Genomic DNA, 21,202 nt, shown 5'->3' with positions numbered 1-21,202 from the left:
CGCGAAGGAACACGACGTTAATGGCAGGCCCAACGACCCGGCGCTGGTGCCAACTTGAGGAATGTATGAAATAAGGCAAGAAGACTTCCGAGCATATACCAAACGAGAACGGGCGCCGGCCCGGTGAGGGAACATCATGAAGAACTCAGCCATCTCCGAACGCAAGAACCAGTCGATCTCGCGCGGCGTCGGCATGACCACGCAGATTTATGCCGACCGCGCCGAGAACTCGGAAATCTGGGATGTCGAGGGCCGGCGCTACATCGATTTCTCGTCCGGCATCGCCGTCGTCAACACCGGCCACCGCCATCCCAAGGTGATCGAGGCGGTCAAGGCGCAGCTCGACCGCTTCACCCATACCTGCCACCAGGTGGTGCCCTATGAGAGCTATGTCAGGCTGGCCGAACGGCTGAACGGCTTGCTGCCGGGCAAATTCGACAAGAAGACGATTTTCGTCACCACCGGTGCCGAAGCGGTGGAGAACGCCATCAAGATCGCCCGCAACGCAACCGGCCGTCCGGCGGTCATTGCCTTTGCCGGCGGCTTCCATGGCCGCACCTTCATGGGCATGGCGCTGACCGGCAAGGTTGTGCCCTACAAGGTCGGCTTCGGCGCCATGCCGGCCGATGTTTTCCACGCGCCGTTCCCGGTGGCGCTGCATGGGATCACGGTCGCCGATTCGCTGGCCGCGCTCGACCGGCTGTTCAAGGCCGATGTCGATCCGGCCCGCGTCGCCGCCATCATCGTCGAGCCGGTGCAGGGCGAGGGCGGATTTTACGAGGCGCCGCGCGACTTCATGACGGCGCTGCGCAAGATCTGCGACCAGCACGGCATGCTGTTGATCGCCGACGAGGTGCAGACCGGTTTTGCCCGCACCGGAAAGATGTTCGCCATGGATCATCACGAGGTGGCGCCCGACATCACCACCATGGCCAAGAGCCTTGCCGGCGGCTTCCCGCTGTCGGCGGTCACCGGCCGCGCCGAGATCATGGATGCGCCCAGCCCCGGCGGGCTCGGCGGCACCTATGGCGGCAGCCCGATCGGCGTTGCCGCGGCGCATGCCGTGCTCGACGTGATCAAAGAGGAAAAGCTCTGCGACCGCGCCAACACGCTGGGCAACCGGCTGAAGCAGCGGCTGCAATCGATCCGCGACGACACGCCGGAGATCGTCGATATCAGAGGCCCGGGCTTCATGAACGCTGTCGAGTTCAACGATGTGAAGAAGGGCCCGCCGTCGGCCGAGATCGCCAATGCGGTCCGGCTGAAGGCGCTCGACAAGGGCCTGATCCTGCTCACCTGCGGCGTCTACGGCAACGTCATCCGCTTCCTCGCGCCAATCACCATCCAGGATGGCGTCATGAACGAAGCGCTCGACATCCTGGAAAGCTCGATCCGCGAGGTCCGTGCCGCCTGAGCGGATCTTTCCGGGCGTTGGCGCTGCCCCTCACCCTTGCCCTCTCCCCGTGAAAAACGGGGAGAGGGGGCGCCAGCGTTGCGATCAGCCCCTTCCGCCCGTCCTTCACGGGGAGAAGTGCCCGGCAGGGCGATGAGGGGCAGCGCCGAGATCGACAATTGGCGGGCGGCTCCCTACTCCGCGGCGCGGACGGGCTCTACCTGCTGGAAAGCGGCGAGCGCCGCCTTCAATCCGTCCGGTCCTGTCGCGACCGTCTGCGGCGTCGGCGAAAAGCCGGCGCCGAGCATCTTGCGGCCAAGCATGTGGTCGCCAGGCCGGTTGACCGATTCGATGCCGAGCAGACGATTCCCAGCATAGTGGTAGATGGAGAACCGGTTCTCGTTGACGTCGCCCAGCACGACATGGCTGTCGCCGCCCGAAATCAGGCCGACCATCTGCAGCTTGATGTCACCGATATCGGACCAGAACCACGGCACCGCCGCAAAGGCGTCCGCATGGCCGACAACGGTGCGTGCTGCAAGACGCGCCTGGTCGGTCGCATTCTGCACCGATTCCAGCCGCACATCGCCGCCGGTGAGCCAGTGCCGGTAGGAGGCGGCATCGCCAATGGCGAGGATTTCGGGCACCGACGTGCGCATCTGCTGGTCGACGCGGATGCCGTTGGCGATAGTGATGCCGGCGGCTTGCGCCAGTTCGACATTCGGCACGACGCCGATGCCGATGATGACCATCTGCGCCGGCAGCCGCTCGCCGGATGCGGTGATTGCCGCCGAGACATGGCCGTTCTCGGCTTCGAGCCGTGCAATCGTGGTGCCGGTGAGAATGCGCACGCCGGTCGCTTCCAGCCGCTGCCGCACGTGGCGCGCGATGATCGGCGCCACCGCCCGACCGAGCAGCCGGTCGACCGCCTCGACCACGATGACCTTGCGGCCGGCCGCTGTGAGCGTCGCGGCGATCTCCAGCCCGATGAAGCCGCCGCCGAGGATGACGACATCCTCGCTCTGCGCGCTCAATTCGCGGATCAGGCGCGCGTCGGCGAGCGAGCGCAGCGACACCACGCCCGAAAAATCCGAACCCGGCAGCGACAGCATGCGCGGCCGCGAACCGGTCGCCAGGATCAGCCGGTCGAACGGCAGTGTGCCGCCATCCGATAGCTCCAGCCTGCGGCCGCCGGCATCGATGCGATCGATGCGGACGCCCGGCCGGTAGTTGATCGCGCTGCCGGTATAAAAAGCCTCGCCGCGCAGCGGCTGCGGTTTGGCCTCCTGATCCTTGATGAAGGTCTTCGACAGCGGCGGCTTGTGGTAGGGCAGTTCGTCCTCATCGCTGATGAGGATCACGGGTTCGTCGTAGCCGTCCTCGCGCAGGCTGGCGGCCGCTTGCACGCCCGCATGACCCGCACCGACAATGACCACACCGTTTTTCATCGCAGCCCCAATTCCTCATCTCTCCTAGGCGTTATCCAAGTCTAGGACGTCTCGCCAAGTGGCGATTGTCTGACGCCGCCGCAAGACCACCCTTGCGGGTCGCACCCGGAATGGCGCTCTGTCAATCGTTCGTTCGACGGCGGCGCGGCAAATACGGCTAAAGTTGATACTTGCAGTTTAGAATAATTCTAAACTGTTGTTTCAATTGGCTTTTCTCTCTGAAATTGGTTGACTTCCGGCACCTTCATCGCTTTATGGAAGCGTGCGCGTCAAGCGCATCCCTTTGATGTCTGGGCCTTGAACCCTTTCGATTGGAGGCATTTCGATGTCTTTCTTCCGCAAACCGCGCTATGCCGCGGCCTGTATCTCGCTCAATGGCATGGACCTGCCTTGGCGCCGATTGCCTGCCGACGCGCCTTTGGCGCAGGCATTTTCACTGAATTCCCGAGGGAGATGACAATCATGAGAGCGATGATCACGGCGCGATATGGCAGCAGGCTTGCAGCGATCGGCGCCACGGTGGCCTTGACGGCGGCGATATTCGTGCTGCCGGCCAAGGCGGAAACCGATGCCAAGGCGGTCATCAAGACCTATTCCGATATTGCGCTCGCCAAATATGAGGATTCGCTGACCACGGCGCAGGCGCTCGGCAAGGCCGTCGACGCGCTGCTCGCCAAGCCTTCGGTGGAAACGCTCACCGCCGCCCGCGAGGCCTGGAAAGCGTCGCGCGTTCCCTATCAGCAGACCGAAGTCTATCGCTTCGGCAACGCCATCGTCGACGACTGGGAAGGCAAGGTGAACGCCTGGCCGCTGGACGAAGGCCTGATCGATTATGTCGCCGAGAACTACGGCACCGAGTCGGACGCGAATGCGCTGTATACCGCCAATGTGATCGCCAACAAGTCGATCGAGATCGACGGCAAGAAGATCGACGCCACCAATCTTACTCCCGAGTTCCTCTCCGGCACGCTGCAGGAAGCCGGCGGCATTGAGGCCAATGTGGCGACTGGTTATCACGCCATCGAATTCCTGCTGTGGGGCCAGGACCTGCACGGCACCGGCCCGGGCGCTGGCGAACGGCCCTATACCGACTACGACCTCGCCAATTGCACCGGCGGCAATTGCGATCGTCGCGCGCAGTACCTGAAGTCGGCGAGCGAGCTTCTGGTTTCCGATCTGCAGGACATGGTCGACGACTGGAAGGAAGGCGGCGCCGCCCGCAAGAACCTTGCAGATGGCGAGCCGAAAGCCGGCATCTCGACCATCCTCACCGGCATGGGCTCGCTGTCCTACGGCGAACTCGCCGGCGAGCGCATGAAGCTCGGCCTGCTGCTGCACGACCCGGAAGAGGAGCATGACTGCTTCTCCGACAACACCTACGATTCCCATCTCTACGATGCCGTCGGCATTCGCGCCGCCTATAAGGGCAACTACACCCGCCTCGACGGCACCGTCGTCAAAGGACCGTCAGTATCCGACATGGTCAAGGAGGCCGATCCGGCGGTCGACAAGGAACTGTCGGACAAGCTTGATGTCACCGTCGCCAAGATGGAAGCCATCAAGGCGCGGGCGCTTGGCGGCGAGGCCTATGACCAGCAGATCGGCGAAGGCAGTACGCAAGGCAACGCCACCGTGCAGGCGGCGATCGACTCGCTGGTCGACCAGACCAAGTCGATCGAACGCGCCGTCGGCACCCTGAAACTCAATGCCATCGCCTTCGAGGGCTCGGACAGCCTCGATGCGCCGGACAAGGTGTTTCAGTAAGGCGTCGATGCCCGGAGCCCGAAACCGAAAGCCCAGGCTCCACTAAGAAAATAAGCCACATGGCGCCGAGCACGCGCCGTCAGCCACACAGAGCAAATAATGCTGATCTGCCATTGCAACATCATCACCGAGAAGGAGATTGAGCAGACGATCGTCGGGCTGCTGGATCAGGACCCCTGGCAGCTTATCGTGCCGGCGAAGATCTATCATGCCATGCAGAAGCGTGGTCGCTGTTGCGGCTGCTTCCCAAATGTGGTCGAAACGATCATTCGGGTAACCGAAAATTACCACGCCCGCTCGGAGGCGAGCGGCGTGGATGTCGTTTCACACCTGGATCGCGTCAGAGGCCTGCGCGTCCAATACGGGAGCAGAACCCATGAAAGGCGAACAACAGATCATAGAGCGGCTTAACGAGGCTCTGTTTCTGGAACTTGGAGCAGTCAATCAGTACTGGGTGCATTTCCGCCTGCTGGAAGACTGGGGATACGCCAAGCTGGCAAAGAAGGAACGCGCGGAATCGATCGAGGAGATGCACCATGCCGACCGGCTCGTGGCCCGCATCATCTTCCTTGAAGGCCATCCGAACCTGCAGTCGGTAGCGCCGCTGCGCATCGGACAGAATGTCAAGGAAGTGCTCGAATCGGATCTTGCCGGCGAGTATGACGCGCGCACTGCCTACAAACGGTCGCGCGAGATTTGTGACGAAGCAGGTGACTATGTGACGATGAAGCTGTTCGAGGATTTGTTGTCCGACGAGGAAGGTCACATCGACTTCCTCGAGACGCAACTCGACCTGCTCGCCTCGATCGGCGAGGAAAAATACGGCCAGCTCAACGCCGCATCGGCCGACGAGGCGGATTAGGGACATGCCGGAATGCGGCGCCGCTTAGACTACTTGCGCCGCTTGCGGCGGGCCGAGGATTGCGGCCTGTCGTCCCAGCACAACCCGCGATACAGCTGGCTTCGTGGGCTTTCGCCTGCCGTAGTGGTCGCGCTGACCGCCACGGCGCTGGCCGGCGCGCCCGAACCGGCGGGTCTCGCCACCGGCCGTGCCGATCTGACGCCGAAGGATCTGGCGCGCGTCATTGCCATCACCAGGCCGACCAGGGATTTCTCCAAGCCCGAGCAGTTCGAGCCGATGCAGGGTGGCGCCGGCACGTCGCGGAAAGGCGCCAACAAGGACGCTTTCTCGCAATCTTCCGCCAATATCACTTTCGAGGAACAAGGCACCTTCAAGCTCGGCAATGCTCTTTTCCGCAAGAACTGGGTGTCATCGCCCTCGTCGACGCAGGCATCGGACGGGCTTGGTCCGCTGTTCAACGAGCGGGCGTGCCAGAATTGCCATCTGAAGGACGGTCGCGGTCATCCGCCGCAAGCCGACAGCGGCACCACCTCGATGTTCCTGCGGCTGGCGCGGCAGGCGAGCACCGAGGAGGAGAAAGCAGCGCTCGCCGCCGGCAAGGTGCTCAACTTCCCTGATCCGGTCTACGGCTCGCAATTGCAGGAACTCGCCGTTCCGGGCCTTCGCGGCGAAGGCAGGATGCGTGTCGTCTACCAGGAGCAAAAAGTCACGCTGCCGGACGGCACCGTGGTTTGGCTGCGCAAGCCGAGCTATTCGGTCGATGATCTTGCCAACGGGCCGCTCGATCCGCACACCACGCTTTCGCCGCGCTTGACGCCGCCGATGATCGGCCTCGGCCTGGTCGAGCAAATCGCGCCGGCCGACATTCTCGCCAGTGCCGATCCGGACGATCGCAACAGTGACGGCATCTCCGGAAAGCCCAATATTGTGCGCGACGGCCACAGCGGCGAGCCGACGCTTGGCCGCTTTGGCTGGAAGGCGCAGACCCCTTCGATTCGCCAGCAAGCGGCGGACGCATTCGCTGGCGACATCGGCATTTCGTCGCCGGAAGTGCCGAACCACTGGGGCGATTGCACCGCGGCCGAAAAGAACTGCCTTGCCATGGCAAACGGCGTACAGGAGCGCCTCGGCCCAGTCGAGGCGCCGCCGCCGGTGATGGACCTGGTCACCTTCTATTCGCAAAACCTCGCCGTGCCGGCGCGGCGCGATCTCGACAAGCCCGATGTGCTGGCCGGCAAGAAGCTGTTCTACGACATGGGCTGCATTGCCTGCCATACGCCGAAATTCGTCACCCGCCGCGGCACGCCCAACAAGGCGCAGGCCTTCCAGCTGATCTGGCCCTATTCCGATTTTCTGCTGCACGACATGGGGCCGGGCCTCGCCGACGGGCAAGCGGTGGGCGATGCCAGCGGGAGCGAATGGCGCACGCCGCCGCTGTGGGGCATCGGTCTTACCCAGACCGTCAACGGCAACACCTTCTTCCTGCACGACGGGCGGGCGCGCACCCTGACCGAGGCGATCCTGTGGCATGGCGGCGAGGGGCAGAAGGCGCGCGACCGCTTTGCCGCCGCCGCCGCGCCCGATCGCGCCGCATTGGTCAAATTCCTGGAGTCTTTGTGATGTCGAAGCGTCTGGCGTTTGTTCTGGTTCTCCCGCTGGTCCTCGCCGGCGCATTGCCGGCGTCCGCAGCGGTGAAGGCTTCCGACGTGATCCAGCGAGCGATCGACGGCTTTGTCCGCCCGGCCTATGCACGCCTGCAAGACCATGCCGACAGCCTGAGCAAGGCAGTGCGCACGCTGTGCGACGCGCCTTCGCAGGACCATCTCGATGCGGCGCGCGCCGAATTCTCCGGCACCGTGGATGCCTGGTCGGTCGTCGAGATCATCCGCATCGGACCGATCACGCAGAACAACCGGCTGGAACGCATGCTGTTTTGGCCGGACCGCAAGAGCATCGGCCTGAGGCAGGTGCAGGCGGCGTTGGCCAGTAAAGACCGGACCGCCGCCGATCCGGCCCATCTGGCGACAAGGAGCGTCGCCATGCAAGGGCTCGGCGCGCTGGAATTCGTGCTTTACGGCGATGGCGCCGAGCGGCTCGCCGGCAAGGACGATCCCTATCGCTGCGCTTACGGCGCGGCCGTCGCCGGCAACATCGAAACGATTGCCGCCGAGGTCAGCGACGCCTGGAACAAGCCCGACGGCTTTGCAGCACTTTGGGCCAATCCGGGGCCGCAAAACCCACTCTACCGCGACGGCACGGAAGCGGTGACCGAATTGGTCGGCGTCTTCATCAACGAACTGGAGATGGTCCGTGACGTGCGCCTGAAAGGTTTTCTGGGCAGTAGCCCGCAGGCCGACAAGCCGAAACAGGCGATCTACTGGCGTTCACAAAACACCGCGCGTTCGCTGACCGGAAATCTTTCGGGGATGGACGCTCTGTTCCAGGCTTCGCAGCTTGGCGACGCGCTGTCGCCCGATGCGCGCTGGATGGCGGAATCGATCCACATCCAGCTCGTCAACGGCGCCGCCGACGCCACCGCCATCAGAGGCCCGATCGACAAGGCGCTTGCCGATCCGGCGCTGCGCCAGAAGCTCGACCACTTCTCGCTGGTGACATCCAGCCTCTCGACCCTGATTGGCACCAGGCTAACCGCCGAATTCGGCCTGACCGCCGGTTTCTCGTCGCTCGACGGAGACTGATTCTGAAAACGTCGCTGATCGACCGCCGCGACTTCCTGAGGGCTGCCGGGGCGGGCTTTGTTGCCGCGATGGCGCCGTCGGCATGGGCGAAGACGCTTAGCACGGACGCCGTCTTCGCCACCGCTTTCGTCAAGCGCGACGGCAGCTATGGCGCGGCGATCCTGTCCGAGGCCGGCAAGGTGCTGCATGCCATCGACCTGCCCGCCCGCGGTCACGACGTCACCTTCGATCCGCTGTCGAAACGCTCGGTGGTCTTTGCCAGGCAGCCCGGCACTTTCGCGGTTGTGTTCGACCATACCGGCCGCGACGAGCCGCTGACCATTGCCAGCATCAGTGGCCGGCATTTCTTCGGCCACGGCGTGTTTTCGACCGACGGTGCGCTGCTCTACGCCACCGAGAACGATTTCGACAATGCCGCCGGCGTGGTCGGCGTCTATGACACGCGTGCGAAATTCAAGCGCGTTGGCGAGTTCCCGACCTATGGCATGGGTCCGCACGAGATGCTGCTGCTCGGCGACGGCAGAACGATTGCCGTCGCCAATGGCGGCATCGAGACGCATCCCGATTATGGCCGCGCCGAGCTCAACATCGCGATGATGAAGCCATCTTATGTGCTGGTCGACCGCCTTACCGGCGACCTTGTCGAAAAGCACGAATTGCCGCCGGCGCTGCACCAGCTTTCGATCCGGCATATGGATACCGACAAATCCGGCGCGGTCTGGTTCGGCTGCCAGTACAGGGGGCCGGGCGGCGATCGTCCGTTGCTGGTCGGCCGCGCCGCGCGCGGCAAGGATCTGCAACTGCTCGACATGCCGCAGGACGTGCTGTCCGGCTTCAGGAATTACATCGGCTCGGTCGCCGCCAACCCTGCTGCCGGTACCGTCGCGGTGTCCTCGCCGGAAGGCAACTCGCTTGTCATCATCGATGCGGCCAGCGGCCGGATCGTCGCCACCAGCGCACTGGCCGAGGTCTGCGGCGTGGCGCCCGACGGGGCGAGCTTCATGGCGACGACCGGCACGGGGCAGATAGCCCAAGCCGGCGGCGCGACACGGTCCGAGCCGGACTATGTCTGGGACAATCACATGCTGCGCATCGACCAGGCCGCATAGTGCGGCACTGGTTCATTGACGGTTGTGGTCGCCGAGAGTTACCTCTTTTTGGGCGAGGTCGAAGCGAAGCCGCCAAACGATTTATGCATTATCCCCTTGCAGGGACGAGCCATGGCAGGCACAGGGAAATTGTCTTTCGAACCCCCTGTGCCCCAAGCGGGCGCTGCCAATCGGCCGTCTCATGAAGTTGCTTGCCATCGATTGTGCCGCCAATCTCTGCGCCGCCTGTGTCTACGACGCGGCGGCCGGGAAGGAACTCGGCCGCTCGGTGCTCGATCTCGGCAAGGGCCATGCCGAACATCTGATGGCTGTGATCGAAGAGGCGTTGACGACCGGCGGCACCGACTATGCCGGTCTTGGCGCCATCGCTGTCTCCACCGGCCCGGGCTCCTTCACCGGCCTGCGCGTCGGCGTCTCGGCGGCGCGGGGCCTGGCGCTGGCGCTGAAAATCCCGGCAATCGGGGTGACGACGCTGGAAGCGCTGGCGGCGCAGGCGAAAGAGACATTTCCCGGCCGCGCCGTGCTGGCCGCGCTCGACGCCGGCCGCGAGGAGATCCATGCAGCGCTTTACGACGAAGCATCCGTTTTGATTTATGGTCCCGCGGTGGCCACGCTTTCGCAAGCCGCCGCCATGGCGGTTGACGGGTTTCCGGTTCTGGCCGGCACCGCGGCCACGCAAATTGCTGCATCGGCCGGGCGCGCCTTCGACGTCGGCCCGACAAGCGCCACTACGGATATCGCAATCTATGCCCGGCTGGCCGCTGCCAAGGGTGAAGGCGAAAAGCCGAAACCGCTTTATCTGCGCGGAGCTGACGCCAAGCCGCAGGCCGGGTTTATCCTGTCCAGGAAGAAAGCCGGGAAGACAAACTGATGCGCATTCCTTTCCTCCAGCCGCGCCGCAGGGACTTTGCGCTCGAGCCGCTGACGGTCGCCGACAGTGCGGCCCTGTCGGTGCTGCATCGCGAGGATTTCGTCCGGCCGTGGAGTGATGACGAATTCGCCGCGCTGATCGAGCAGGACACGGTGTTCGGCTATGCCGCGCGCGAGACCGGCCAGGGTGCCAAGCCGCCGGTCGGTTTCGTGCTGGCGCGCCTGGCGGCCGGCGAAGGCGAGGTCCTGACTGTCGCGGTGGCGCGCTCCCATCGCCGCCAGGGCCTTGGCTGGCAACTGATGGATGCGGTGCTGCGCGAACTGCATGCGCAACGGGCCGAGGCGCTTTTCCTCGAGGTCGACGAGACCAACGTCGCCGCGATCGCGCTCTATCGGCGGCTGGGATTCCGCGAGGTCGGCAAACGTGCCAACTACTACAGATCGCCCGAGCACGGCCCGACCGGAGCGCTTGTCATGCGCCGCGATCTTCGCTAGCGCATCGGCCCGCAAATCGGAACCGATTCTCGGAAAGCACGATGCGCAGGTTGAGATGCGCAGATTAAAAAGCGCTAGAGCGTGCTTGGACGTCCAGTTGGACGCGTCGCTCTAGCCAGAACTCGGGACAGGGCCAAGAGCGAATGATCGGAAAAATCAGGATTTTCCTGGCGCTGGGCCTCGTTGTCGCAGGCTCGTTGATCCTCGTGCCGTTGCAGATCCTGTCGATGAAGACCGGCCTGTGGCGCGAGACGTTCATCCTGAAGATCTGGCACCGGCTCATCATCCGGGCGCTCGGCATGCGCATCCACGTCAAGGGGACCTTGTCCAATCAGCGCCCATTACTGGTTGCGTCGAACCACGTTTCATGGACCGACATCATGGTGCTGGGGTCGATGGCCGACGTGACGTTCATCGCCAGGGCTGACATGGCCGGCTGGCCGTTGATCGGCATGTTGTCGAAGCTGCAGCGCACCGTTTTCATCGAGCGCGAGCGCAAACGTTCGTCGGGTGACCAGGCGAGCGAGATCGCCAGCCGCATGGCCAAGGGCGACGCCATGGTGCTGTTTGCCGAAGGTTCGACCAGCGACGGCAATATGATCTTGCCGTTCAAGAGCACGCTGTTCGGCGCCGCCTCGATGGCGATTTCGGAAGGGGCGGCCGAAACAGTCTTCATCCAGCCGGTGGCGATCGTCTATACGCGCCTGCACGGCGTGCCGCTCGGCCGCAGGCACCGGCCGATTGCCGCCTGGATCGGCGACGAGGATTTGATGCCGCATCTCAAGGTGCTGATGGCGGAGGGCGGGCTCGATGTCGAAGTGCATTTCGGCGAGCCGGTCGCCTTCTCCAAGGGCTCCAGGCGCAAGGAAACGGCCAGGCTGATGGAAAGTCAGGTGCGTGATATGGTGCAGGCGGCGCTCGCCGATCCGCGCCCGAGCCGGTAAGCCGGAAAAGCTCCAGCGCTTTGCGCGTCCAAAGGAGGCGCGGCGCTGTAAGGCAGAATCGTCTGTTTTTTGTCGGGGAAAGGCGTTAGAAGCCGCCAGATGGAATTGAACACGATCGAACGGGACGACATCGATACTGCGACCGAAACTGCGGTCGCGCCGCCTGCCGCGAGCCGGAAGGTCTTCATCAAGACCTATGGCTGCCAGATGAACGTCTACGATTCGCAGCGCATGACCGACGCGCTGGCCGCCGACGGCTATACTGCGACGGATGCGATCGGCGAGGCCGATCTGGTGCTGCTCAACACCTGCCATATCCGCGAGAAAGCCGCCGAAAAGGTCTATTCCGAACTCGGCCGCATTCGTGAGATGAAGGCCGAACGGGCTCGGGCCGGCCGCGAGATGCTGGTCGGCGTCGCCGGCTGCGTGGCGCAGGCCGAGGGCTCCGAGATCATCCGCCGCTCGCCTTCTGTCGATCTGGTCATCGGCCCGCAGACCTATCATCGGCTGCCCGACGTGCTGGCACGGGTGCGCGGCGGCGAAAAGATCGTCGAGACGGACTACGCCATCGAAGACAAGTTCGAGCATCTGCCGCAGCCGAAGCGCGCCGAGATCATCAGGCGCGGCGTCACCGCGTTCCTGACGGTGCAGGAAGGCTGCGACAAGTTCTGCACCTTCTGCGTGGTGCCCTATACCAGAGGCTCGGAAGTGTCGCGGCCGGTGGCGCAGATCGTCGCCGAGGCCGAGCGGCTGGCGCAAGCCGGCGTGCGCGAGGTGACGCTGCTTGGACAGAACGTCAATGCCTGGCACGGCGAAGGCGAAGCCAAAGGGGGCAAGACCGAGGAATGGGGTCTTGGCCGCCTGCTGTTCCGGCTGGCCGAGATTCCCGGGCTGGCGCGGTTGCGCTACACCACCAGCCACCCGCGCGACATGGACGACGAATTGATCGCCGCTCACCGTGACTTGCCGGCGCTGATGCCCTATCTGCATTTGCCTGTGCAATCCGGCTCCGACCGCATCCTCAAGGCGATGAACCGCAGGCATACGGCAAAAGATTATTTGACGCTGCTCGACCGGATCCGCGCCGCACAGAGCGATATCGCGCTTTCGGGCGACTTCATTGTCGGCTTTCCCGGCGAGACGGATGCGGATTTCGAGGCGACGATGGACCTTGTCCGCCAGGTGAACTATGCCTCGGCCTTCTCGTTCAAATATTCGCCGCGCCCCGGCACGCCGGGCGCGGAAATGGCCGATCATGTGCCGGAAGCGGTCAAGGACGAGCGCCTGCAGCGACTGCAGGCGCTGTTGCTGACCCAGCAGCAGGAGTTCGGCGCCAGCCTGGTCGGCAGCACCATCGACACGCTGATCGAGAAGCCGGGCCGCCAGGCTGGCCAGAAGGTCGGCCGCTCACCGTGGCTGCAGCCGGTTATTGTTGATGAAAAGTCCGGCGAAATCGGTGAGATTATCCAGGTACGAATCACGAAGACGGGTTACAACAGCCTGTTCGCCGAATTGGCCTGAAGGTCTCGGCAGATGAGGAGAGACGGTTGAGCGCTGCGGAAGTGAAGAACCTGCCCCAGAACCTACCATCGGGGGCTTCGGATATGGCGCACATCGTTCTGACTTTCGACAACAACAAGCTTGCCAGCGCCCTTTATGGCCAGTTCGACGAGAATCTGGCCAGGCTCGAGCAGAAGCTTGGCGTCGATATCCGCTCGCGCGGCAACCAGCTGACCATCAAGGGCTCCGCCTCGGCCGCCGAGCAGGCGCGCCGCGCCCTGGATAATCTCTACGGCATTCTCCAGAAAGGCGCTGACATCGGCCAGTCGGACGTCGACGGCGCCGTGCGCATGGCGATCGCCGCCGACGACCAGCTGACGCTGCCGACGCTGGAGCGCAAGGGCAAGGTGTCAGCCGCCCAGATATCGACGCGCAAGAAGACGATCTATGCCCGCTCGCTCAACCAGGACGCCTATATGCGCGCGCTGGAGCGGTCCGAGCTCGTCTTCGGCATCGGCCCGGCTGGCACTGGAAAAACCTTCCTGGCGGTGGCGCATGCGGCGATGCTGCTCGAACGTGGCATGGTCGAGCGCATCGTGCTGTCGCGGCCTGCCGTCGAGGCCGGCGAGCGGCTCGGCTTCCTGCCCGGCGACATGAAGGAGAAGGTCGATCCCTATCTGCGGCCGCTCTATGACGCGCTTTACGAGATGATGCCGGCCGACAAGGTCGAGCGGGCGATTGCCGCCGAGGTGATCGAGATCGCGCCGCTGGCCTTCATGCGCGGCCGCACGCTGGCGCACTCCGCCGTCATCCTCGACGAGGCGCAGAACACCACGCCGATGCAGATGAAGATGTTCCTGACCCGTCTCGGCGAGAATTCGCGCATGATCGTCACCGGCGATCCGACCCAGATCGACCTGCCGCAAAACACCAAATCCGGTCTGGTCGAGGCGCTCAGGATCCTCGACGGCGTCACCGGCATGGTGACGGTGCGCTTCAACGAAGGCGACGTCGTCAGGCATCCGCTGGTCGCCGAGATCGTCAAGGCCTACGACCGCGACGGCAAGCTGGCCCGGGGCCTGGGCGCCGAAGGCTGAAGATGCAGCCTTATGGCTGAGGACAAAAAATCTGTAGGCGGGGATCTTCCGGTCCCCGTCGACATCGATATAGCAGTCGAAGCGGGCGACTGGCCCGATGAGGCCGCGCTGACGCGGCTGGTCGATCGCGCCGTTGCCGCCGCGTTTGCCGAAACCGGCGCGGCCGGCCGTTCCGAGCTCAGCATCGTTTTTTCTGACGATGCCCACATCCGCAGTCTCAATGCGGGATGGCGCGGCAAGGACAAACCGACCAACGTCCTGTCTTTCCCGGCTTTTCCGCTCGCCAAGGGCCGTCCGCTGCCGCCCATGCTCGGCGACATTGTGCTGGCCGCCGAGACGGTCGCGCGGGAAGCGGCACTGGAAGACAAGCCTGTCGACAACCATATCACCCATCTCGTCATCCATGGCCTGCTGCATTTGCTGGGCTACGATCACGAGACCGACGCCGAGGCCGAAGAAATGGAAGCCGTCGAACGCGCAGCACTTGCAAGGCTTGCCATTCCCGATCCCTACGCGTAACTAAAAAGATCAAATGACCGGACGACGATGAACGACAAACCAGAGACTGCCGCCCACCCAGACGCCGGCAGTGCGACCAAGCCATCCGAACAGACGGAAGAGGACTCTAGTCCGAGTACCACGACCGGCAGCTTCGCCAGCGAGCCATCGCCTGCCGGTCCTTCCCTGTTCGATCGCGTGCTCGGCCTGTTCAGGCAGCGCAACGGCACCAGCCTGCGCGAGGAGATCGCCGACGCGCTTGCCGAAACGGCGAGCGATGCCGGCGCCTTTTCGCCCGGCGAACGGGCCATGCTCAACAACATTCTGCGCCTGCGCGAGGTTCGCGTCGAGGATGTCATGGTGCCGCGCGCCGACATCGAGGCGGTCGAGATCACGACGAACCTGGGCGATCTTCTGGGACTGTTCGAGCAGTCCGGCCATTCCCGCATGCCGGTCTATTCGGAGACGCTCGACGACCCGCGTGGCATGGTCCACATCCGGGACGTGCTCGCTCACATCACCAAGCTGGCCCGCGTCAGAAAGAGCAGGACGACCAGGAAAGCCGCCCCTGCCACGCTTCTCGATCTCGCCAAGGTCGATCTCACGCGCACCATCGGCGACCTGACCCTGATCCGCCCGGTGCTTTTCGTGCCGCCGTCGATGCTCGCCTCCGACCTGATGGGGCGCATGCAGGCGATGCGCACCCAGATGGCGCTGGTCATTGACGAATATGGCGGCACCGATGGTCTGGTCTCGCTCGAGGATATCGTCGAGATGGTGGTCGGCGACATCGAGGACGAGCACGACGAGGACGAGCCGATGATCACCCAGACCGGCGAGGGCGTGTTCGTCGTCGACGGCAAGGCCGAGATCGACGATGTCGCCAAGATGATCGGCGAGGATTTTGCCGCCGGCGAGCATGGCGAATATGTCGACACGATCGGCGGCATGATCTTCAACACGCTTGGCCGGGTCCCTGCACGCGGCGAAGTGGTGCAGGCCATCCCCGGCTTCGAATTCCATGTGCTCGACGCCGATCCACGCCGCGTCAAGCGTGTGCGCATCGTGGAGACCCAGAAAAGCGAGCGCCGGCGGCGCGCCGTCCGCGCCGAGCAGGCTTGAAAGACGCCGCTCGCCCGATGATGGTCGACGATCCGTTCAAGCGCTCAACCTTGGGGTCCGGCATATTCTACAGGAACGCGCGCCGCCTTGATCTGGCTTGAAAAGGCTTTCGGCTTCGAGCCGAGCATGGTGGTCAGCGACGCTGATGACAGGCTCAATTCCGAGATGCGGTTCGGTGACGGCTATATGATCGTCGATTCCGAATGGGCCGACCATGTAGCCAGTCCCGCGTCGGTCGCCGGCAAGAACACGGAGTCGGTTTATGTGCGCCTCAAGGACGGCCTAGATTCCCACTGCGATCGTGCAAGGGCGGCGGGAGCCGAACTCGTCCAGGAGCCGGCTGACCAGTTTTACGGTGAACGGCAGTACAGGGCGCGCGATCCTGAAGGTCACGTCTGGACATTTTCCCAGACCGTACGCGTTGTTCCACGCGAGGAGGCTGAACGGCTGGGCGATCTGCAGATTGAAGGCTGGCACCGACTAGAATCCTCGGGCTGAATTTCAGCAATGGGTGGGAAGCGGTCTCGAACTACATGGTTTGCGAACCAATTCGGACGCTGTCCTGAGTACTAGGAGAATGTCTGATGTCGTGGAAACTCGATGAGACCGTGGAAACATCCGCGGGCGCTGTGGCAGCGGGTCAATTTGGTAGTGGACCCGCGCTTGTGCTGGCTCACGGCTGGCCGTGGTCTTCGTTCTCATGGCATCGGATTATTCCAGATCTTGCAAGGCGGTATCGTGTCCACTGGTACGATATGCCCGGATACGGGCGATCCGACAAAGGCGCGGAGCAGCGCACCTCACTCGATGTGCAAGGAGAAGTATTCGCCGAGATGCTCGCGCATTGGGACCTTGAGCAGCCCACCGTTGTTGCCCATGATTTCGGCGGAGCGACGACGCTACGGGCGCATTTGCTGCATGGCTGCGACTTCGAGCGGTATGTCCTGATGAATGTCGTCGCCATGCGCCCTTGGGGATCGGAGTTCTTCGATCATGTCGGTCGCCATGTGGATGCCTTTCTGGGGCTGCCGCCGCATATCCACAGAGCGCTCGTGGAAGCATATATCAAGGGGGCGATCGTAAATGACATCGCGCCCGGAGATTTCGAGAAACTTGTCGAGCCGTGGCTTGCCGAGGAGGGACGAGGAAGCTTCTATCGGCAATTCGCGCAAGCCGACGAAAAATATACCGCCGAAGTCGAGCCGGCGTTCGGTGATATCAGGTGTCCGGTAAAGATAATTTGGGGCAAGGACGATCCATGGATCCCGCTGGAGCGAGGCCAAGCGCTTCATGCGCTGATCCCGCAGGCATCGTTCGAAACATTACCTGGCGTCGGTCACTTGCCTCAGCTCGAAGCCCCGGATCTCGTGCTGGAGCGGCTGAACGCATTTCTATCACGCGCATTATAGTGATACACCGGCACGTGCGGTCTGCGCGACAATTCACATGCGACACTTATCTTGCCGGCGTCAGTCGCCCCACCTATCCAGCAGACCTAATCCGGCAGTCTGGCTGAAGCATGGCCGTTTGGAGCGTGGACTGCGGCCTGATAAATCTTCTGCCGTGATTCGCACGACTCGGAAGCATCGATGAAGCGCCTGGCCGGCCGGATAATTCTGCTGTGGGGCTGGCGCCGCGCGCTTGTGGCGTTTCTTGCCGGTGCGCTGGCGGTTCTTGCCCAGGCGCCTTATGATTTCTTCGCCGTCTGTTTCGTTTCGTTTCCGCTGCTGGTCTGGCTCCTCGACGGCGCAACCGGCGAAGCCTCCGATGGCTGGTTCCGGCATTTGCGGCCGGCCTTCGCCGTCGGCTGGTGGTTCGGCTTCGGCTATTTTCTCGCCGGATTGTGGTGGATCGGCTCAGCACTCCTAGTCGAGGCCGACAGTTTCGCCTGGGCGCTTCCCTTCGCAGTGGTCGGAATTCCGATGGCGCTCGCCTTTTTCTATGGCTTCGCGACAGCGGTTGCCCGGCTGCTGTGGAGCAACGACATCGGCCGCATCGCCGCCCTTGCCTTCGGCTTCGGCTTGGCGGAATGGCTGCGCGACTTTCTGTTCACCGGCTTTCCCTGGAATGCCGTCGGCTACGCGGCGATGCCGGTGCCCCTGCTTATGCAGAGCGTGTCGGTGACCGGCATGGTCGGCATCAACGCGCTGGCGGTCTTCGTCTTTGCCTTGCCGGCCCTGCTTGCGGCGCGCCGGCATGTCCGCCTGGGGGGTGCACTGGCTGCCGTTCTCGTCGCGGCCCATGTCGGCTTCGGCTCTGTCAGGCTTGCTGCCAAGGTCGAACCCGCAACCCGCGCAATCGACGTCCGCATCGTGCAGCCGGCCGTCGACCTCAGCGAAAAGTGGGACCCTTCAGTGCCCGACCGGATCTTCGCTACACTGATGGGGCTTTCGGCCAAGGCGCCAGAGAATGGTCATGCCAAGCCGCAATTGATCCTGTGGCCGGAAACCTCCGTGCCGTTTTTTTTCGCCGAACGTCCCGATGCGCTGACCGCGCTGGGAGAGATGCTTGGCGACGGCCAGACGCTGATCGCCGGCGTCGTCCGGGAGGAAGGCGGGTCGGCGGAAGATGCCGACAGGCGGTACTACAATTCGGTGGTGGCAATCGACGACAAGGGTCAAATCGCCGATGCAGTCGACAAGGTTCATCTGGTGCCCTTTGGCGAATATCTGCCTTTTGCCGACCTGCTTGGCCGCTTGGGGCTCAAACAACTCGTCGCCGGGCCGACAACCTACGCGGCGGGCAATGAGCGGCACCCGATCGCGTTGCCCGGCGGCATCCGTGTGCTTCCGTTCATTTGCTACGAAGTCATCTTTCCCGATCTGGTGGCGGTTGACGCAACGTCAGCTGAGCTTATTGTGAATGTCACGAACGACGCGTGGTTCGGTGACACGCCGGGTCCGTACCAGCATTTCAGGCAGGCGCAGATTCGTGCGGTGGAGAACGGGGTGCCATTGTTGCGTGCAGCCAATAACGGCATTTCCGCTGTCGTCGATCCGCGCGGACACATCCTTGACGCGCTGGCAATCGACGCCCGCGGAGCCATCGATGTCCACGTGCCGATTTCCAATCGAGCCATCGTTTCTTCCAGCCAAAGACGCATTAATGGACTGATGATCATGTTGCTGTTCGCTCTCGCCGCTTTCACAATGAATGTAAGGCAACGGCTACGGGCGAATTGACAGTCGACACATTAGAAACTCATACTGTAACCGCCTGAAATTTCTCGAAGTCAGCACGTCGGTTCTGTTGGGGCACTGGCCGCCGGCTTCGTTTTGGGCAGAAAAAACACAAAAAGCCGGAAAAATTCGGCGAGGAAAAAATGGCAGAAGAAAACAAGAAGAAGCCGAATCCTATCGACATCCATGTGGGAAGTCGCATCAGGCTTCGTCGCAATATGTTGGGAATGAGCCAGGAAAAGCTGGGCGAGAACCTCGGTATAACGTTTCAGCAGATACAGAAATACGAAAAGGGTACCAATCGCGTTGGCGCCAGCCGTTTGCAGGCAATCGCCTCGATACTGGGTGTGCCCGTCGCTTTCTTTTTCGAGGACGCGCCGGGCCAGGAGGCCGTGGGCAACCGCGGATTTGCCGAGGATGCATCAATGGCTTCTGCCGTCGAATTCTGCGGCAGTCCTGAAGGTCTTCAACTCAACCGGGCCTTCGTCAAGATCACCGACGTGAAGATACGCCGCAAGGTTATCGAGCTTGTGAAGGCCCTTTCCTCCGACGCAGTCGATTGATTACGCAGATTGGTCTGGGTCGATTGATTGGGTAGCGGTTGAAAAGTCGAAGATAGCGAAGCCGTCATTGCGGGCAGGCAATTTCTTGCGATCTCGCGCATCGTGGAATTTACATCCCGCAGGCGTGCAGGAGGGCGGATCGATTTTGCTCGACAGCCATGCTCAAAGTCTTTCTCCATCAACGTGTTGAAGCTAAAGCACGTGCTGGAGCCAAGCAGGCTGGCGGCCTCCTGCCGGCGGTCAAAGTGGTACAACATAATGGTGCCCACCGCTTGACGAGCGCTGCTCGACACAGCTAACACGTGGCGCGCCAATCGGCAGCGTGCCGATGATTTTTCAAGAGGGGACACCCGTGACGCGGCAAAACTATCTATTCACCTCGGAATCCGTTGCCGAGGGTCATCCCGACAAGGTCTGCGACCGTATCTCCGACGAGATCGTCGATCTGGTCTATCGCGAGGCCAGAAAGACCGGCATGGACCCCTGGAAGGTCCGCGTCGCCTGCGAAACGCTGGCGACCACGAATCGCGTCGTCATCGCCGGCGAGGTGCGCGTCCCCGAGACCCTGCTCAAGAAGGACAAGGGCGGCAACATCCTGATGGATGCCGCCGGTCATCCGCTCGTCAATCCGGCCAAGTTCAAGTCGGCCGCCCGCAAGGCGATCCGCGAAATCGGCTATGAACAGGCTGGTTTCCACTGGAAGACGGCAAAGATCGAGGTTCTGCTGCATGGCCAGTCGCCGGATATCGGCCAGGGCGTCGACAATGCCTCCGACCGGCAAGGCGAGGAAGGGGCCGGCGACCAGGGTATCATGTTCGGCTATGCCTGCCGCGAGACCCCGGATCTGATGCCGGCGCCGATCTACTACAGCCACAAGATCCTCGAACTGCTGGCCGCCGCGCGCCATGAAGGCAACGGCGATGCCGGCCGGCTCGGGCCGGACGCCAAGAGCCAGGTCACCGTCCGCTATATCGACGGCAAGGCGGCGGAAGTGACGCAGATCGTGCTGTCCACCCAGCATCTCGACGCCAACTGGGATTCGAAGAAGGTTCGCAACGTCGTCGAACCCTATATTCGCGAGGCGCTGGGCGACCTGAAGATCGCCGACAGCTGCAACTGGTACATCAACCCGACAGGCAAGTTCGTCATCGGCGGGCCCGACGGCGACGCCGGCCTGACCGGGCGCAAGATCATCGTCGACACTTACGGCGGTGCTGCGCCTCATGGCGGCGGGGCTTTTTCCGGCAAGGACACCACCAAGGTCGACCGTTCCGCGGCCTATGCGGCCCGCTACCTCGCCAAGAACGTGGTGGCGGCGAAGCTCGCCGATCGCTGCACCATCCAGCTTTCCTACGCCATAGGCGTGGCCCAGCCGCTGTCGGTCTATGTCGACCTGCACGGCACCGGCAGGGTCGATGAGGCAAAGCTCGAGCAGGCGCTGCGCACCGTGATGGATCTGTCGCCGTCCGGCATCCGCCGCCATCTCGATCTCAATAAGCCGATTTATGCCAAGACGTCGTCTTATGGTCATTTCGGCCGCAAGGCCGGCCGCGACGGGTCCTTCTCCTGGGAAAAGACCGACCTCGCCAAGGCTCTGAAGGACGCACTCGCCGAAGCGCCTGCCGAAGCAGTCGCGGCCTAGCCGCGGCGTCCATAGAT

At 63.1% G+C, this 21,202-nt stretch carries 20 protein-coding genes; 19 read left to right on the top strand and 1 reads right to left on the bottom strand.

The window, feature by feature from the left end; all coding sequences use genetic code 11:
• Positions 1 to 136: 136 nt before the first annotated feature.
• Positions 137 to 1,414, top strand: coding sequence for a 4-aminobutyrate--2-oxoglutarate transaminase (locus AC0L2C_RS26560; protein WP_473524810.1), 1,278 nt, complete (start codon positions 137 to 139; stop codon positions 1,412 to 1,414).
• A gap of 173 nt (positions 1,415 to 1,587) precedes the next feature.
• Here AC0L2C_RS26560 and AC0L2C_RS26555 read toward each other — a convergent pair whose 3' ends face one another.
• A complete protein-coding gene (locus tag AC0L2C_RS26555; RefSeq protein ID WP_473524809.1) occupies positions 1,588 to 2,841 on the bottom strand; it encodes an NAD(P)/FAD-dependent oxidoreductase in 1,254 nt (417 codons plus the stop codon).
• Positions 2,842 to 3,312: 471 nt separating this feature from the next.
• On the opposite strand from AC0L2C_RS26555, the gene AC0L2C_RS26550 reads away from it, so the two are divergent.
• The 18 genes from AC0L2C_RS26550 to metK all read left to right on the top strand — a co-directional run bounded on the left by AC0L2C_RS26550 (position 3,313) and on the right by metK (position 21,185).
• The gene (locus AC0L2C_RS26550) at positions 3,313 to 4,605 is read left to right on the top strand and encodes an imelysin family protein (RefSeq protein ID WP_473524834.1); all 1,293 of its coding nucleotides are present in this window, start codon (positions 3,313 to 3,315) and stop codon (positions 4,603 to 4,605) included.
• 99 nt (positions 4,606 to 4,704) lie between these two features.
• Positions 4,705 to 5,016 carry a (2Fe-2S)-binding protein gene (locus tag AC0L2C_RS26545; protein ID WP_023802096.1) on the top strand — a complete coding sequence of 104 codons (312 nt, stop codon included), beginning with the start codon at positions 4,705 to 4,707 and terminating at the stop codon, positions 5,014 to 5,016.
• Positions 4,982 to 5,467, top strand: a complete 486-nt coding sequence (gene bfr / locus AC0L2C_RS26540; protein WP_023802097.1) for a bacterioferritin — start codon at positions 4,982 to 4,984, stop codon at positions 5,465 to 5,467. The genes AC0L2C_RS26545 and bfr overlap by 35 nt, the downstream gene beginning before the upstream one ends.
• A 12-nt stretch (positions 5,468 to 5,479) precedes the next feature.
• Complete coding sequence (locus AC0L2C_RS26535; protein ID WP_473524808.1) at positions 5,480 to 7,087, top strand: di-heme oxidoreductase family protein; 1,608 nt, start codon at positions 5,480 to 5,482, stop codon at positions 7,085 to 7,087.
• A complete protein-coding gene (locus AC0L2C_RS26530; RefSeq protein WP_473524807.1) occupies positions 7,087 to 8,166 on the top strand; it encodes an imelysin family protein in 1,080 nt (359 codons plus the stop codon). The genes AC0L2C_RS26535 and AC0L2C_RS26530 overlap by 1 nt, the downstream gene beginning before the upstream one ends.
• Before the next feature lie 2 nt (positions 8,167 to 8,168).
• Positions 8,169 to 9,275, top strand: a complete 1,107-nt coding sequence (locus AC0L2C_RS26525; RefSeq protein WP_473524833.1) for a DUF1513 domain-containing protein — start codon at positions 8,169 to 8,171, stop codon at positions 9,273 to 9,275.
• A gap of 181 nt (positions 9,276 to 9,456) precedes the next feature.
• A complete protein-coding gene (gene tsaB / locus AC0L2C_RS26520) occupies positions 9,457 to 10,146 on the top strand; it encodes a tRNA (adenosine(37)-N6)-threonylcarbamoyltransferase complex dimerization subunit type 1 TsaB (RefSeq protein WP_473524806.1) in 690 nt (229 codons plus the stop codon).
• Positions 10,146 to 10,640, top strand: coding sequence for a ribosomal protein S18-alanine N-acetyltransferase (rimI, locus tag AC0L2C_RS26515; RefSeq protein WP_023802102.1), 495 nt, complete (start codon positions 10,146 to 10,148; stop codon positions 10,638 to 10,640). Before tsaB ends, rimI begins: the two co-directional genes overlap by 1 nt.
• Before the next feature lie 143 nt (positions 10,641 to 10,783).
• Entirely contained in the window at positions 10,784 to 11,584 is an 801-nt protein-coding gene (gene olsA / locus AC0L2C_RS26510) for a lyso-ornithine lipid O-acyltransferase (RefSeq protein ID WP_023802103.1), read from the top strand.
• Positions 11,585 to 11,683: 99 nt separating this feature from the next.
• Positions 11,684 to 13,105 carry a tRNA (N6-isopentenyl adenosine(37)-C2)-methylthiotransferase MiaB gene (miaB, locus tag AC0L2C_RS26505; protein ID WP_473524805.1) on the top strand — a complete coding sequence of 474 codons (1,422 nt, stop codon included), beginning with the start codon at positions 11,684 to 11,686 and terminating at the stop codon, positions 13,103 to 13,105.
• A gap of 83 nt (positions 13,106 to 13,188) precedes the next feature.
• Positions 13,189 to 14,181, top strand: a complete 993-nt coding sequence (locus AC0L2C_RS26500; protein WP_287305617.1) for a PhoH family protein — start codon at positions 13,189 to 13,191, stop codon at positions 14,179 to 14,181.
• Between the two features lie 12 nt (positions 14,182 to 14,193).
• Complete coding sequence (gene ybeY / locus AC0L2C_RS26495) at positions 14,194 to 14,700, top strand: rRNA maturation RNase YbeY (RefSeq protein WP_091600007.1); 507 nt, start codon at positions 14,194 to 14,196, stop codon at positions 14,698 to 14,700.
• Between the two features lie 27 nt (positions 14,701 to 14,727).
• The gene (locus tag AC0L2C_RS26490) at positions 14,728 to 15,801 is read left to right on the top strand and encodes a hemolysin family protein (RefSeq protein WP_023802107.1); all 1,074 of its coding nucleotides are present in this window, start codon (positions 14,728 to 14,730) and stop codon (positions 15,799 to 15,801) included.
• Positions 15,802 to 15,888: 87 nt separating this feature from the next.
• Complete coding sequence (locus AC0L2C_RS26485) at positions 15,889 to 16,299, top strand: VOC family protein (RefSeq protein ID WP_287175354.1); 411 nt, start codon at positions 15,889 to 15,891, stop codon at positions 16,297 to 16,299.
• Positions 16,300 to 16,385: 86 nt separating this feature from the next.
• Entirely contained in the window at positions 16,386 to 17,210 is an 825-nt protein-coding gene (locus AC0L2C_RS26480) for an alpha/beta fold hydrolase (protein WP_128174036.1), read from the top strand.
• 180 nt (positions 17,211 to 17,390) lie between these two features.
• Positions 17,391 to 18,983 carry an apolipoprotein N-acyltransferase gene (gene lnt / locus AC0L2C_RS26475; protein WP_473524804.1) on the top strand — a complete coding sequence of 531 codons (1,593 nt, stop codon included), beginning with the start codon at positions 17,391 to 17,393 and terminating at the stop codon, positions 18,981 to 18,983.
• 140 nt (positions 18,984 to 19,123) lie between these two features.
• Entirely contained in the window at positions 19,124 to 19,543 is a 420-nt protein-coding gene (locus AC0L2C_RS26470; RefSeq protein ID WP_023802110.1) for a helix-turn-helix domain-containing protein, read from the top strand.
• Positions 19,544 to 19,871: 328 nt separating this feature from the next.
• Positions 19,872 to 21,185 (top strand): methionine adenosyltransferase, encoded by a 1,314-nt coding sequence (metK, locus tag AC0L2C_RS26465; RefSeq protein ID WP_287175352.1) that lies wholly within the window; start codon positions 19,872 to 19,874, stop codon positions 21,183 to 21,185.
• The last annotated feature ends 17 nt before the right edge of the window (positions 21,186 to 21,202 follow it).

Source organism: Mesorhizobium sp. WSM4845, from assembly GCF_055811455.1.
Note: the sequence above shows the minus strand (reverse complement) of the source record. Positions and strands in the feature narration are given on the sequence as shown.

Bases quoted from the DNA above. Each gene is read 5' to 3' on its own strand.
- bfr (WP_023802097.1), top strand. From the start codon at position 4,982: ATGAAAGGCGAACAACAGATCATAGAGCGGCTTAACGAGGCTCTGTTT.
- olsA (WP_023802103.1), top strand. From the start codon at position 10,784: ATGATCGGAAAAATCAGGATTTTCCTGGCGCTGGGCCTCGTTGTCGCA.
- AC0L2C_RS26480 (WP_128174036.1), top strand. From the start codon at position 16,386: ATGTCGTGGAAACTCGATGAGACCGTGGAAACATCCGCGGGCGCTGTG.
- AC0L2C_RS26550 (WP_473524834.1), top strand. From the start codon at position 3,313: ATGATCACGGCGCGATATGGCAGCAGGCTTGCAGCGATCGGCGCCACG.
- AC0L2C_RS26560 (WP_473524810.1), top strand. From the start codon at position 137: ATGAAGAACTCAGCCATCTCCGAACGCAAGAACCAGTCGATCTCGCGC.
- AC0L2C_RS26500 (WP_287305617.1), top strand. From the start codon at position 13,189: ATGGCGCACATCGTTCTGACTTTCGACAACAACAAGCTTGCCAGCGCC.
- miaB (WP_473524805.1), top strand. From the start codon at position 11,684: ATGGAATTGAACACGATCGAACGGGACGACATCGATACTGCGACCGAA.
- ybeY (WP_091600007.1), top strand. From the start codon at position 14,194: ATGGCTGAGGACAAAAAATCTGTAGGCGGGGATCTTCCGGTCCCCGTC.
- metK (WP_287175352.1), top strand. From the start codon at position 19,872: ATGATTTTTCAAGAGGGGACACCCGTGACGCGGCAAAACTATCTATTC.
- AC0L2C_RS26555 (WP_473524809.1), bottom strand. From the start codon at position 2,841: ATGAAAAACGGTGTGGTCATTGTCGGTGCGGGTCATGCGGGCGTGCAA.
- AC0L2C_RS26545 (WP_023802096.1), top strand. From the start codon at position 4,705: ATGCTGATCTGCCATTGCAACATCATCACCGAGAAGGAGATTGAGCAG.
- rimI (WP_023802102.1), top strand. From the start codon at position 10,146: ATGCGCATTCCTTTCCTCCAGCCGCGCCGCAGGGACTTTGCGCTCGAG.
- AC0L2C_RS26535 (WP_473524808.1), top strand. From the start codon at position 5,480: ATGCGGCGCCGCTTAGACTACTTGCGCCGCTTGCGGCGGGCCGAGGAT.
- tsaB (WP_473524806.1), top strand. From the start codon at position 9,457: ATGAAGTTGCTTGCCATCGATTGTGCCGCCAATCTCTGCGCCGCCTGT.
- lnt (WP_473524804.1), top strand. From the start codon at position 17,391: ATGAAGCGCCTGGCCGGCCGGATAATTCTGCTGTGGGGCTGGCGCCGC.
- AC0L2C_RS26530 (WP_473524807.1), top strand. From the start codon at position 7,087: ATGTCGAAGCGTCTGGCGTTTGTTCTGGTTCTCCCGCTGGTCCTCGCC.
- AC0L2C_RS26490 (WP_023802107.1), top strand. From the start codon at position 14,728: ATGAACGACAAACCAGAGACTGCCGCCCACCCAGACGCCGGCAGTGCG.
- AC0L2C_RS26470 (WP_023802110.1), top strand. From the start codon at position 19,124: ATGGCAGAAGAAAACAAGAAGAAGCCGAATCCTATCGACATCCATGTG.